Origin of the sequence: Rhizobium lentis, assembly GCF_014200175.1 — a bacterium.
GTDB lineage: Bacteria > Pseudomonadota > Alphaproteobacteria > Rhizobiales > Rhizobiaceae > Rhizobium > Rhizobium mulingense.
The window spans coordinates 942,997-955,067 of record NZ_JACHBD010000001.1 but is presented as its reverse complement, the minus strand read 5'-3'; the positions used below and the strand labels follow the sequence as shown (position 1 = coordinate 955,067).

General features: G+C 61.4%; 10 protein-coding genes. 5 read left to right on the top strand and 5 right to left on the bottom strand.

Annotated elements, in window-relative coordinates; translation table 11 throughout:
* Positions 1-2: 2 nt before the first annotated feature.
* Complete coding sequence (locus GGI60_RS04625; protein WP_183912204.1) at positions 3-1,316, bottom strand: sugar ABC transporter permease; 1,314 nt, start codon at positions 1,314-1,316, stop codon at positions 3-5.
* Positions 1,317-1,575: 259 nt separating this feature from the next.
* Entirely contained in the window at positions 1,576-2,616 is a 1,041-nt protein-coding gene (gene xylF, locus GGI60_RS04620; protein WP_183912206.1) for a D-xylose ABC transporter substrate-binding protein, read from the bottom strand.
* 226 nt (positions 2,617-2,842) lie between these two features.
* Here xylF and GGI60_RS04615 point away from each other — a divergent pair, with 226 nt between their 5' ends.
* Positions 2,843-4,066 carry an ROK family protein gene (locus tag GGI60_RS04615; protein ID WP_183912208.1) on the top strand — a complete coding sequence of 408 codons (1,224 nt, stop codon included), beginning with the start codon at positions 2,843-2,845 and terminating at the stop codon, positions 4,064-4,066.
* A 615-nt stretch (positions 4,067-4,681) separates the two neighbouring features.
* Here the strand turns inward: GGI60_RS04615 and iolG are convergent.
* Entirely contained in the window at positions 4,682-5,674 is a 993-nt protein-coding gene (iolG, locus tag GGI60_RS04610; protein WP_183912210.1) for an inositol 2-dehydrogenase, read from the bottom strand.
* Positions 5,675-5,872: 198 nt separating this feature from the next.
* Here iolG and GGI60_RS04605 point away from each other — a divergent pair, with 198 nt between their 5' ends.
* A complete protein-coding gene (locus tag GGI60_RS04605) occupies positions 5,873-6,142 on the top strand; it encodes a hypothetical protein (protein ID WP_183912212.1) in 270 nt (89 codons plus the stop codon).
* A gap of 6 nt (positions 6,143-6,148) precedes the next feature.
* On the opposite strand, the gene GGI60_RS04600 is transcribed toward GGI60_RS04605, so the two are convergent.
* Together GGI60_RS04600 and GGI60_RS04595 are read right to left on the bottom strand one after the other, a co-directional pair.
* Positions 6,149-6,619, bottom strand: coding sequence for a hypothetical protein (locus GGI60_RS04600; RefSeq protein ID WP_183912214.1), 471 nt, complete (start codon positions 6,617-6,619; stop codon positions 6,149-6,151).
* 150 nt (positions 6,620-6,769) lie between these two features.
* On the bottom strand, positions 6,770-7,774 hold the full coding sequence (locus GGI60_RS04595) for a LysR family transcriptional regulator (protein WP_183912217.1): 1,005 nt from the start codon (positions 7,772-7,774) through the stop codon (positions 6,770-6,772).
* Between the two features lie 271 nt (positions 7,775-8,045).
* Here GGI60_RS04595 and chvE point away from each other — a divergent pair, with 271 nt between their 5' ends.
* The 3 genes from chvE to mmsB all read left to right on the top strand — a co-directional run bounded on the left by chvE (position 8,046) and on the right by mmsB (position 11,954).
* Positions 8,046-9,110, top strand: coding sequence for a multiple monosaccharide ABC transporter substrate-binding protein (gene chvE / locus GGI60_RS04590; protein WP_011426401.1), 1,065 nt, complete (start codon positions 8,046-8,048; stop codon positions 9,108-9,110).
* A 97-nt stretch (positions 9,111-9,207) separates the two neighbouring features.
* Complete coding sequence (gene mmsA, locus GGI60_RS04585; protein WP_183912219.1) at positions 9,208-10,746, top strand: multiple monosaccharide ABC transporter ATP-binding protein; 1,539 nt, start codon at positions 9,208-9,210, stop codon at positions 10,744-10,746.
* Positions 10,743-11,954, top strand: coding sequence for a multiple monosaccharide ABC transporter permease (gene mmsB / locus GGI60_RS04580; RefSeq protein ID WP_183912221.1), 1,212 nt, complete (start codon positions 10,743-10,745; stop codon positions 11,952-11,954). Before mmsA ends, mmsB begins: the two co-directional genes overlap by 4 nt.
* Positions 11,955-12,071 lie beyond the last annotated feature (117 nt).

Below are 12,071 nucleotides of genomic sequence, written 5' to 3'. Positions count from 1 at the left end.
TCTCACTTGGCACGGGCGCGATAGACGGTGTCGAGCCAGACCGCCACGACGAGGACGGTGCCGACGACGACGCTCTGCAGCGGCGTGTCGACATGGGCGAGAACCATGCCGGATTGCAGCGATTGCATGACGAGCGCGCCGAGCATGGCCCCAGCGATGGTGCCGGTGCCGCCCGCCAGCGACGTTCCACCGATCACGGCGGCGGCGATGGTGTAGAGCTCGTCGAGCGTGCCCTGCGAGTTGGTTGCCGCATTGAGGCGGGCGGTGGAAATCGCAGCAGCGATCGCGGCCAGAATGCCCATCAGCGCGAAGATGCGCACCGTCACCCAGCGGGTCTTGATACCGGCCAGTTCGGCCGCTTCAGGGTTGCCGCCGATCGCGAAGACATAGCGGCCGAAGCGCAGCCGGGTGGCGATGAAGGTCATGATGATGCCGACGACGATGGCGATCAGCACCGGCACGGCGATGCCGTAGGGAATATCCAGGCCGGTTTCGGGCCAGGGGATGTTGTTGGCTTCGGCATATTTCTTTGCGATGTTGATCGGCCAATAATAGCTGTTGGCGATCCAGACGGCGCCGAGGATCAGCACGCAGCTCAGGATGGCGAGGAAATATTCCGCCCACATCGGCCGGCGCGGGAAGCCGAAGCGGCGGCGCTGGCGGCGCGAGCCGACAATGCTGGCGATGACGAAGAGGCAGGCGGCGATGCCGACGATCCAGCTCCAGGTGGCGCCGATTGAGCCCTCCGCCCCACCGCCCATGATGCGGAAGGTCTGGTCCATCGGGGCAACCGTCTGGCCGCTGGTGACGAGCCAGGTCGCGCCGCGCCAGACGAGCAGGCCGCCGAGGGTGACAATGAAGGAGGGAACGTTCAGGAAGGCGATGATCAAGCCCTGGAATGTGCCGATCAGGCCGCCGGCAATCAGGCCGATGACAAGCGTAATCACCCAGGTGAAGGGGCTGTCGAAGCCGATATACTCAGGCAGGATCTTCGCCTGCGTCACGCCCATGATCATGCCGCAGAGGCCGAGCACCGAACCGACCGAAAGGTCGATGTTGCGGGTGACGATGATCAGCACCATGCCGGTCGTCATGATCGCGATATCGGTCGTCTGAACCGAGAGGTTCCAGAGATTGCGCGGGGTCAGAAACAGGCCGCCAGTGATGATGTGGAAACCGATCCAGATGATGATGAGCGCGCCGATCATGCCGAGCAGGCGTGTGTCGATCTCGGTTGCGCGGAAGAAGCGGGTCACCGGGTTGGCTTCCGCCGTTCGCGGCCCGCTTGATGTGGTGGATTTTACCATTTCGGCCATGGGTTTTGCCGTTCCCCCATTGTGTTTGGACGGCTGCGCCGGCATGCCCGAGTTGTGGGCGGCGTCATCGTCTGTTCTTCAAATGACCATCGTGATGCTTCCGGAAACCGGTCGCCTGGCGTCGCGACACCCTTCCGGCAGGGAATGCAAATCCGCGATGGTGCGGCGGGCGGAGGAACTGCATCCTTGGAGTTCGCATCCGCATCCGGCGCCGCAACGGTCTCTCCGCTGCGGCGCCGGCATTTCGTTCGAAGCTTGCTTACTTGCAGGCGGCGACCGTGCCGGCCTTCACGCCCTGGCAGGCTTCAGCCTTGGAGATCCAGCCGGCGTCGATGACGACGTTCAGATTGTCCTTGGTGATGGCAAGCGGCTTCAGGAAGACCGACTGCATTTCAACACCCTTCGGGCCCCCCTTGAAGGCCTGTGCGCCTTCGATCTTGCTCATGTCCTTGCCGCCGGCGAGGTCGAGAGCGATTTCAGCGGCGCGCTTGCCGAGTTCGCGGCTGTCCTTCCAGACCGATACCGTCTGCGTGCCAAGCGCGATGCGGTTCAGCGCCGCCTTGTCGCCGTCCTGGCCGGAAACCGGAACGGAGCCGGCGAGGCCTTGGGCGTCGAGCGCTGCGATCGCGCCGCCGGCCGTGCCGTCGTTGGAGGCGACGACAGCATCAACCTTGTTGTTGTTGGCGGTCAGGAACTGCTCCATGTTGCGCTGGGCGTTCTCCGGCAGCCAGCCGTCCGTATAGGCCTCGCCGACATTCTTGATCTTGCCGGCGTCGATCGCGGCCTTCAGCACTTCCTGCTGGCCCGAGAAAAGGAAGTCTGCGTTCGGGTCGGAGGACGAGCCCTTGATGAAGACGTAGTTGCCTTCCGGCTTCGCCTTGAAGACGCCTTCGGCCTGCAGGCGGCCGACTTCCTTGTTGTCGAAGGTGATGTAGAAGGCGGCCGGGTTTTCGATCAGACGGTCGTAGCCGACAACCGGGATGCCTTCAGCGGCAGCCTTTTCGATGGCCGGACCGATGGCGTCGGAGTCCTGGGCAAGGATGATCAGCGCGTTGGCGCCCTGCGAGATCAGCGATTCGACGTCGGTCAGCTGCTTGGCGGCCGAAGACTGCGCGTCAGCGGAAATATACTTAGCACCCTTGGCTTCGAGAGCCTTCTTGATGGCGGCTTCGTCCGTCTTCCAGCGCTCTTCCTGGAAATTCGACCAGGAAACGCCGACGACGAGATCAGCAGCCATGGCAGCAGTATGCACGGAAACAAGGATGGCGGCGCCTGCCATCAATTTCAAAATAGACTTCATAATGTCCTCCCGAGTGAGTTGCGACCGGCCCAGCCCATGCTTCCTCCGGCCACCGCGATACGCCTGTCGAGGAAAGTTCGGATTATTTTCTCGACAGTCGAGAAATTTGATGTCAGAGATTTTTTCAGCTGTCAACACTGACTTTCGGCCTCAGCCTCTTGCGGAAGGGCGGCCGGACATGCAGTGGAAATCAGGGGCGGATAAGCAGGAGGAGAGGGCGGCATTCATGCTGACCAAGTCGAGCACGGAGCTGGTCCGTAAGAGAAACAGCGTGCTCGTGCTCTCCGTGCTGCGCCGTCACGGCGCGCTCGCTCATACCGAAATTTCCGATTTCACCGGTCTTTCCTCGGCCACCATCTCGGCGATCACAGCCGATCTGGAACGCGCCCAGATCATCGAAAAATCAGAGCAGCAGGCGGCGAGCGGCCGTGGCCGGCCGCGTGTGCTTTTGCGCCAGCGGCGCGATTGCGGCTATCTCATCGTCGTCATAATCTCCTCGGACGCCGTGCAATATTCGCTGGTCGATTATGCCGGCAAGCTGATCGACCGGTTCAGCGAGGAGCGTTCGCATGATCCCTCAGGCGCTGCCCGCTTCATGGAAGGCGTGCGCGCCGGCCTTTCGCGCATCCTCGATCGCTCCCGCATCTCCCAGGAAAAAGTGCTGCTGATCTCGATCAGCAGCAAGGGCCTGGTCGATTCCACCGAGCCGGTGCTCATCTGGTCGCCGATTTTCGGCAGCGATCAGATCGATTTCGAATCGGCGCTGCGGCCGGATTGGCAGACGAAGGTCATTCTCGACAACGAGACGCTGCTCGTCGCGGCCGCGCTCGGCGCCCGTGAGGAGATCGCCAAGGGCGTCGATTTCCGTTCGCTCGCCGCGCTGTCGCTCGGCCACAGCATCGGGCTCGGAATCGTCCGGCGCGGCGGCCAGACCGGCCAGGAGGTCTCGGCGCCGAATTTCGGCCACATGCTGCACATGGCGGGTGGCGGCCTCTGTCGCTGCGGCACCCGCGGCTGTATCGAGGCCTATGCCGGCTTCTACGCGATCCTGCGCAGCGCCTTTGAAGTGCCGCTCGACACGATCCCAGCCAAATTCGTCCCCGTCGCCGAGCTCGACAAGATCGCCGCAAAGGCCCGCCAGGGCCACCGCACCTCCGCCTTCGCCTTCCGCCAGGCGGGGCTCGCCCTCGGCAACGGGCTGTCGCGCATGCTCAGCCTTACCGAACGCATGCCCATCGCCATCACCGGCCCCGGCACCCGCTATTACGACCTGCTGCGCCAGGGCATCGAAGAGGGCCTCGGCCAGTCGCATATCGTGCGCATGGAAGGCATGCCGGAAATCCGCATCGTCCCCGAAGAATCCATCCTCGTCTTCGAAGGCCATCTCAACAGGGCACTGTCGGTGATCGATCAGGACATCGTGATCTCGGGCGTTCAGGGCGGGGATTAGCGCCGAGAACTGCAGCGACGGCTAGGTTTTTCTGGCGCAACGCAACCCTCACCCTCCGTCATTCCAGGCCTTGAGCCTGGAATCCACGGCCCCCACCCTCCATCCCGCTCAACCTTGAGCCGAGCATCTACACCGCATCCCCAACAACGGGCAAATCGCGCCTCCTCTTGCTCCCTCATGTCTGTGCTCGTTACAGGAATCCATCGCGTCCTTGGGCGCGGGTGACTCCCTTCAAGGCCTTATGGGGTTCATTCACCGCGCAGACGCGCGGTGGCTGGATTCCAGGCTCAAGGCCTGGAATGACGGAGGTTGGGGGCGGGTTACTGCTAAACGAGGGGTCGGCGTTTCGGCAGGCGGGTCGCGTCCGGTGCCCGGTATAGCCGCCTTCGACCAGCAACTGCGACGCCTCATCCGCTGCGCCGGCGGCGATTTTGTTGCAAACGCAACCCTCACTTTCCGTCATTCCAGGCCCTTAGCCTGGAATCCAGGGCCGCACCCTCCGCCCCGTTCGGCCTTGAGCTGGGCATTCACACCGCCGCCTTTACCAGGCAAACGCAAAATGGCCGGGCGTCTGCCCGGCCATCTCATGCATGGTTGCCGGTCGGGAGAGGGCCGTCAGCCAATCTTGATCAGCTTGCCTTCCTTGACCGACTGCACCGCCGCATCGGCAAGCGCCAGCGCTGCGAGACCATCGGCGCCGGACGGCGAAATCTTCGAGCCCTTCTCGATCGCGGCAATGAAGGCGGCGATCTCGTTGGCGTAGGCTTCGGTGTAGCGGGTCATGAAGAAATCATGCAGCGGCGGGCGGGTGTAGCCGTCGCCGTTCGCCACCTCGATCGAAACCGGGCGCTGGTTTTCGGCCGCTGCCATGCCCTTGGCGCCATGCACTTCGATGCGCTGGTCGTAGCCATAGGTGGCGCGGCGGGAGTTGGAGATGACGGCCTGCTTGCCCGAGGCGGTCTGCAGGATCACCGAGACGCTGTCGTAGTCGCCGGCTTCGCCGATCGCCCTGTCGACGAGCACGGCGGCGGTCGCCAGCACCGACACCGGCTCTTCGCCGAGCAGGAAGCGGGCCATGTCGAAATCGTGGATCGTCATGTCGCGGAAGATGCCGCCCGAGCGCTTGATATAATCGACCGGCGGGGCGCCGGGATCGCGCGAGGTGATCGTCACCATCTCGACGTCGCCGATCTTGCCGTCGTCGATGACCTTGCGCACCGCCATGAAATGCGGGTCGAAGCGGCGGTTGAATCCGACCATCAGCTTGGCGCCGGTCTCTTCCACCACCTTGATGCAGGCCTTGACGCGGGCGACGTCGAGATCGATCGGCTTTTCGCAGAAGATCGCCTTGCCGGCGCGGGCGAAGCGCTCGATCAGGTCGGCATGCGTGTCCGTCGGTGTGCAGATGACGACCGCGTCAATATCTTTGGCGGCCTCGATCACCTGGATGGTGCGGACCTCGCAGCCATAGGCCGAAGCGATGGCTTCGGCGGCCTGCGGAAAGGCGTCCGCCACCGCAACCAGCGTCGCATTGGCGTCGCCGCTGATGGCCTTGGCGTGAACCTTGCCGATGCGGCCGGCGCCGAGAAGACCGAATCTCACTGTCATAGGAACCTCCCTTGAATTCGGAACAAATAAACCGAATTACCCAAAAACTGGAATTTTCATTCCATCTTCTCTGCGTCGCGTCAAGCCCGCGGCTCTTTCACAATTGCAAGATTCGAACTAAAGACAAGCGCGGCACAGGCCGTGAGCGGTGCGACGCATGCCGGGGGCATGTGTGACATATTGGACTGTGGGGCGCAGATGCAACTGATCGATCCGAACCATCCGGCATACCGGCGCCTCTGGGTGCGGATTGCCATCGTTGCCGTCTGCTTCAGCTGGGCCACGGTCGAGATTATCGGCGGCGATCCCTTCTGGGCCGTGATCTCGGCTTCGGCGGGGGCCTATGCCTATTATATGCTGTTCTGGACCTTCAATCCCCAGCCGACCGCCGAACCCGACGCTGATGACGACGAAGAGCCCGCGGAGCCAGCCGCGGAAAAACCGTCGAAGGACGGGCAGGTAGACTAAGATGTGTCAGCGGCCGATTCGCCGCAGCGCCTCGTCGATCAAGAGATTGGCCAGCATCATCCGCTTCGTCGCATTGTCGCGAAAGGGCAGGGCGACGCCGTCGGGGTGATTGGCCCGCGCGAAGGCGCGGCGCTTTTCACTCAGCGTCAGCGGCGTATCGGCGGCCGAGATCCCCAGTTCGGCGGCAACTTCCTGCGGCGCCGTGCGGGTCAGATGCTCGGGCATGACAGGCTCGGGGTTCGGCCCAGGCTCCGGTTTCTCCGTGAGCCCGGCGGCCGCAGCGAGATCGAGATTGTCGAAATAGGCCTCACCGACCCGCTGCGAAGCGACGGAGACACCCTGCATCACATCGAAGGCAAGCCCGGTGCCGAGGCCGGAGACGCTATGAGCTGGCGATCCGGCCTCATCTTCGGCCGTCTCGTCTTCTGCCTTCAGCCGTTCGAGGACTGATTGAAATATCGACTGTCCGAACAGCATCCCGCTTCCTCAAGAGCATTCCGTCTTCGAGCGACGGACGTGCTCCATTTTTTCACGCAATTTCCGGACGCAAAAACTGGCTGAGCATTTTTTCCCGGAATTGCTCCGGCGCGCATTAAAGGTGCAGAAGATGGCGCAGGGCTTGCGGCCTTATCCCGCCTGCTTCCGGCTTTCCTCGAGGATGATGTCGTAAAGCAGCCTTGCGCTCGGCGGCAGCGCCCGCTCGCTTGCCGCGATCAGGCTGTAAGGTTTGACGTTGATGTCGAAATCGATCGGCAGCACGCGCACGTCCGAGGCCTTGGCGCCCTGGCTCGCGAGGAAGTGGGCAACATCAACAGCGACGGGGGCGATCGCGTCGGTCTCGCAGACGATGGCGCAGGTCAGCAACAGCGAGGAGGTGTTGACGATATTTTCTGGCAGCGCCACGCCTTGCGACAGGAAGATGTCCTCGATCGTGCGGCGCAGGAGCGTGCCCGGCGGCTGAAACACCCAGTCGTAACCCCTGACGTCGGCGAGGCTGCTCACCTTCTGCTTTAACAGCGGATGGCTCTTGCGCACGATCAGGCAGGCCCGCTCGATGCCGATCTCCGTCACCTCGAACAGGCGCGGGTTGAGGTCGTCGGGGATGCGGCCGATGATGAAGTCGTGGCGGGCGGCAAGCAGCTCGCGGGCGAGCACGTTGCTGGTTTCCACCTGGATGTTGATCTCGATGCCGGGGTAAGCCTTGCGCACCCTGTTGATCGCAGGGACCACGAGGCTCATAGCCGGCGCCGTCACCGCGCCGATGAAGACAGAACCGCCCTTGCCGCTCTTCAATTCGCCGATCTCGCGGCTCGCCTCGCGCAGCTCCAGAAGGATCTTTCTTGCCCGCCTGGCAAGGGCCGCGCCGAAGGTCGTCAGCACCACGCCGCGGGCCACCCGCTCATAGAGCTGCGTCTTGGTGATTGCCTCCATTTCGGACAGCATGCGCGATGCGGCGGGCTGCGAAATGTTGAGGACTTCCGCGGCTGCGGAAATCTGTCCGCTATCTTCGATTGCGACGATCATGCGCAGGTGATTCAGCTTAAGTCCTGCCCGTAAAAGGTTGTCATCACCGAAATTGTCGCTGTGGATATCGACGTGATCCATAGAAATGGGCTCTGAAACGATCGTCATGGTTGCAGCCTCCCCGCTGCGCTCCATCAAAAGTAATACTTTTTAACGATATACCAAAATTGTTATGCACTTTACCACTTATTCTATTTGACAGTTATAGGAATCCATACCAGTTTGCCGCCGTGTGCTGGTTGGCACTCAACACGTGTGAGATCGTGGAGGAGACCTACTTCGTTTCTCACCATCTGAAGTAACTATCCAATACGGAACCTGCCACAGTTTCGGGGCGGGCGATTTTTCGTCCGCTGCTCTATTAACAAGGGAGAGAGAAATGAAATCCATTATCTCATTGATGGCTGCGGCTGCCTTCGGCGTCGCTTCGTTCGTTGCACCGGCGATGGCCGCCGACAAGGGTACCGTCGGCATTGCAATGCCGACCAAGGCTTCGGCCCGCTGGATCGACGACGGCAACAACATCGTCAAGCAGCTGCAAGCTGCCGGTTACGGCACGGACCTGCAGTATGGCGACGACGACATTCCGAACCAGCTGTCGCAGATCGAAAACATGGTGACCAAGGGCGTCAAGGTCCTCGTCATCGCTTCGATCGACGGCACGACGCTTTCCGACGTTCTCCAGAAGGCACACGATGCCGGCATCAAGGTCATCGCTTATGACCGCCTGATCCGCGACTCGGCCAACGTCGACTACTACGCCACCTTCGACAACTTCCAGGTCGGCGTTCTGCAGGCTAACTCCATCGTTGACGGCCTCGGCCTCAAGGATGGCAAGGGCCCGTTCAACATCGAACTCTTCGGCGGTTCGCCGGACGACAACAACGCCTTCTTCTTCTATGATGGCGCCATGTCGGTTCTGCAGCCCTACATCGACTCGGGCAAGCTCGTCGTGAAGTCCGGCCAGACCGGCATGGACAAGGTCGGCACCCTGCGTTGGGATCCGGCAACGGCCCAGGCCCGCATGGACAACCTGCTCTCGGCCAACTACACCGACGCCAAGGTCGACGCCGTCCTGTCTCCCTATGACGGCCTCTCGATCGGCATCATCTCCTCGCTGAAGGGCGTAGGTTACGGTACGGCTGCTCAGCCGCTCCCGATCGTCACCGGTCAGGACGCTGAAATACCGTCGGTCAAGTCGATCATCGCTGGCGAACAGCACTCGACGATCTTCAAGGACACCCGCGAACTCGCCAAGGTCACGGTTGCCATGGTCGATGCCGTCATGTCCGGCAAGGAGCCTGAGGTCAACGACACCAAGACCTACGACAACGGCGTCAAGGTCGTTCCGTCCTATCTGCTGAAGCCGGTTGCCGTCGACAAGACCAACTACAAGCAGATCCTCGTCGACAGCGGTTACTACACCGAAGACAAGCTGAAGTAAGACATCAAGCAGGAGGCCGGAGCCCGCGCTTGCGGGTTCCGGTCTTCGATTTTATGATCGCCAGGCCGCTTGGCCGAAGGCGCTGGAACTTTTGACTATGGACAACACCATCCTCGAAATGCGGAGCATCACCAAGACGTTCCCGGGCGTCAAGGCGCTGGAGAACGTGAACCTCAAGGTTCGCAAGGGTGAAATTCACGCATTGGTCGGCGAAAACGGGGCCGGCAAATCGACCCTGATGAAGGTCCTATCGGGGGTCTATCCCACCGGAAGTTATGACGGCGACATCGTCTATGAAGGCGAGACGCGCAACTTCAAGGTCCTGAAGGATTCCGAAGAAATCGGCATCGTCATCATCCACCAGGAACTGGCGCTCGTGCCGTTGCTGTCGATCGGCGAGAACATCTTCCTCGGCAACGAAAATGCCAAGAGCGGCGTCATCAGCTGGGACGAGACGTTCAACCGCACCAAGCAGCTGCTCAAGAAAGTCGGCCTGTCGGAATCTCCGAATACGCTGGTGACCGACATCGGCGTCGGCAAACAGCAGCTCGTCGAGATCGCCAAGGCGCTGTCGAAGAGCGTCAAGCTGCTCATCCTCGACGAGCCCACCGCTTCGCTCAACGAAAGCGATTCCGACGCGCTGCTCAACCTCTTGATGGAATTCCGCAATCAGGGGATCACCTCGATCATCATCTCACACAAGCTGAACGAGATCCGCAAGGTTGCCGACCAGATCACCGTGCTGCGGGACGGCATGACGGTCAAGACGCTCGACTGTCATGCCGATGAGATCAGCGAAGACATCATCATCCGCAACATGGTCGGCCGCGATCTCGAGGACCGTTATCCCCCGCGTTCGGTGCCGATCGGCGAAACCATTCTCGAAGTGAAGAACTGGAACGCCTATCACCAGCAGCACCGCGACCGTCAGGTCCTGCACAATGTCAACGTCACCGTCCGCAAGGGCGAAGTGGTCGGCATCGCCGGTCTGATGGGGGCAGGGCGCACCGAATTCGCCATGAGCCTGTTCGGCAAGTCCTATGGCCACAAGGTGTCGGGCGAAGTGCTGATGCATGGCAAGCATGTCGATGTCAGCACCGTGCGCAAGGCGATCGACGCAGGTCTTGCCTATGTCACAGAAGACCGCAAGCAGCTCGGTCTCGTGCTCAACGATACGATCCTGCACAATACGACGCTCGTCAATCTGAAGGCGGTGTCGAATGCATCCGTCATCGACAGCGTCAAGGAATCCCGGGTGGCGACTGACTATCGGTCGAAATTGCGCATCCGCTCCTCCAGCATTTTCCAGGAGGCGGTCAATCTGTCCGGCGGCAACCAGCAGAAGGTGGTGCTGTCGAAGTGGCTGTTCTCCAATCCCGATGTTTTGATCCTCGACGAGCCGACGCGCGGCATCGACGTTGGCGCAAAATACGAAATCTATACTATCATCAACCAGCTCGCGGCTGACGGCAAAGCCGTTCTGATGATCTCGTCGGAAATGCCGGAACTGCTCGGCACCTGCGACCGCATCTACGTCATGAATGAAGGGCGTATCGTTGCGGAACTGCCGAAGGGAGAAGCGAGCCAGGAAACCATCATGCGCGCCATCATGCGCTCAGGAGAGAAGAAACAATGACGCCGATCAATCAACCCATCGCTGAGCAGGGGCGTGTCGTCTCCATCGGAGACTACGTTCGCGGCAACATCCGTGAATACGGCATGTTTATCGCGTTGATCGCGATCATGGTGTTCTTCCAGATTTCGACCGGCGGCGTTCTCTTCCGGCCGCTCAACCTGACGAACATCATCCTGCAGAACTCGTTCATTGTCATCATGGCGCTCGGCATGCTGCTCGTCATCGTCGCCGGCCATATCGATCTTTCGGTCGGCTCCGTCGTCGGCTTCATCGGCGCCATCGCCGGCGTGATGACAGTGCAATGGCACATGAATTACGTGCTGGCGGGTGTCGTCTGCCTGGCGCTCGGCGCGCTGGTCGGCGGCCTGCAGGGCTATTTCGTCGCCTATCACAAGATTCCGTCCTTCATTGTCACGCTGGCCGGCATGCTGGTTTTCCGCGGCCTGACGCTGTTCGTGATGACGGCATCGGGCACCGGCACCAGCATCGGTCCGTTCCCGCCGGAGTTCCAGCTCATCAGCATCGGCTTCCTGCCCAACCTCATCGATATGGGCGGCATCAACTCGACCTCGATCGTCCTGACCGTCGTCGGCGCCGTCACCCTCTTCTATCTGGCATGGCGCAAGCGCCTGTCGAACGAGAAGCATGGCAATGACGTCGAGCCGATGGGCTTCTTCCTCATCCAGAACCTGATTGTTGCGGCCGCCGTTCTCGCACTCGGCATTCAGCTGTCGGTCTATCGCGGCTTCCCGAACGTGCTTGTCGTCATGCTCGTTCTCGTCGCGGCCTATGCCTTCATTACCCGCCGCACGACGATCGGCCGCCGCATCTATGCCATGGGCGGCAACGAGAAGGCCACCAAGCTTTCCGGTATCAATACAGAGCGGCTAACCTTCCTGACCTTTGCAAATATGGGCCTGCTTGCCGGTCTCGCCGGCCTGATCGTGGCGCTGCGCCTCAACTCGGCGACGGCCAAGGGCGGCTTCGGTCTCGAGCTCGACGTCATCGCCGCGTGCTTCATCGGCGGCGCGTCGGCCCAGGGCGGCGTCGGCAAGGTGACGGGTGCGGTGATCGGCGCCTTGATCATGGGTATCATGAACAACGGCATGTCGATCCACGGACTCGGCACCGACTCACAGCAGATGGTCAAGGGCGCGGTGCTTCTCGCCGCCGTGTTCTTCGACGTTTACAACAAGAACAAGGGCTAAGCGCCTACAGGCGCCGGTCCAGGCATTCGCAGTCATATGAAAGATGGATTCCGGCTCCTGATGGAGCCGGACAGGCGGAGCTTTTTCTGTCTTCGCCGGAACGAGAAGGATCGAAGT

Bases quoted from the DNA above. Each gene is read 5' to 3' on its own strand.
- mmsB (WP_183912221.1), top strand. From the start codon at position 10,743: ATGACGCCGATCAATCAACCCATCGCTGAGCAGGGGCGTGTCGTCTCC.
- iolG (WP_183912210.1), bottom strand. From the start codon at position 5,674: ATGACAGTGAGATTCGGTCTTCTCGGCGCCGGCCGCATCGGCAAGGTT.
- GGI60_RS04595 (WP_183912217.1), bottom strand. From the start codon at position 7,774: ATGACGATCGTTTCAGAGCCCATTTCTATGGATCACGTCGATATCCAC.
- chvE (WP_011426401.1), top strand. From the start codon at position 8,046: ATGAAATCCATTATCTCATTGATGGCTGCGGCTGCCTTCGGCGTCGCT.
- GGI60_RS04600 (WP_183912214.1), bottom strand. From the start codon at position 6,619: ATGCTGTTCGGACAGTCGATATTTCAATCAGTCCTCGAACGGCTGAAG.
- mmsA (WP_183912219.1), top strand. From the start codon at position 9,208: ATGGACAACACCATCCTCGAAATGCGGAGCATCACCAAGACGTTCCCG.
- xylF (WP_183912206.1), bottom strand. From the start codon at position 2,616: ATGAAGTCTATTTTGAAATTGATGGCAGGCGCCGCCATCCTTGTTTCC.
- GGI60_RS04605 (WP_183912212.1), top strand. From the start codon at position 5,873: ATGCAACTGATCGATCCGAACCATCCGGCATACCGGCGCCTCTGGGTG.
- GGI60_RS04615 (WP_183912208.1), top strand. From the start codon at position 2,843: ATGCTGACCAAGTCGAGCACGGAGCTGGTCCGTAAGAGAAACAGCGTG.
- GGI60_RS04625 (WP_183912204.1), bottom strand. From the start codon at position 1,316: ATGGCCGAAATGGTAAAATCCACCACATCAAGCGGGCCGCGAACGGCG.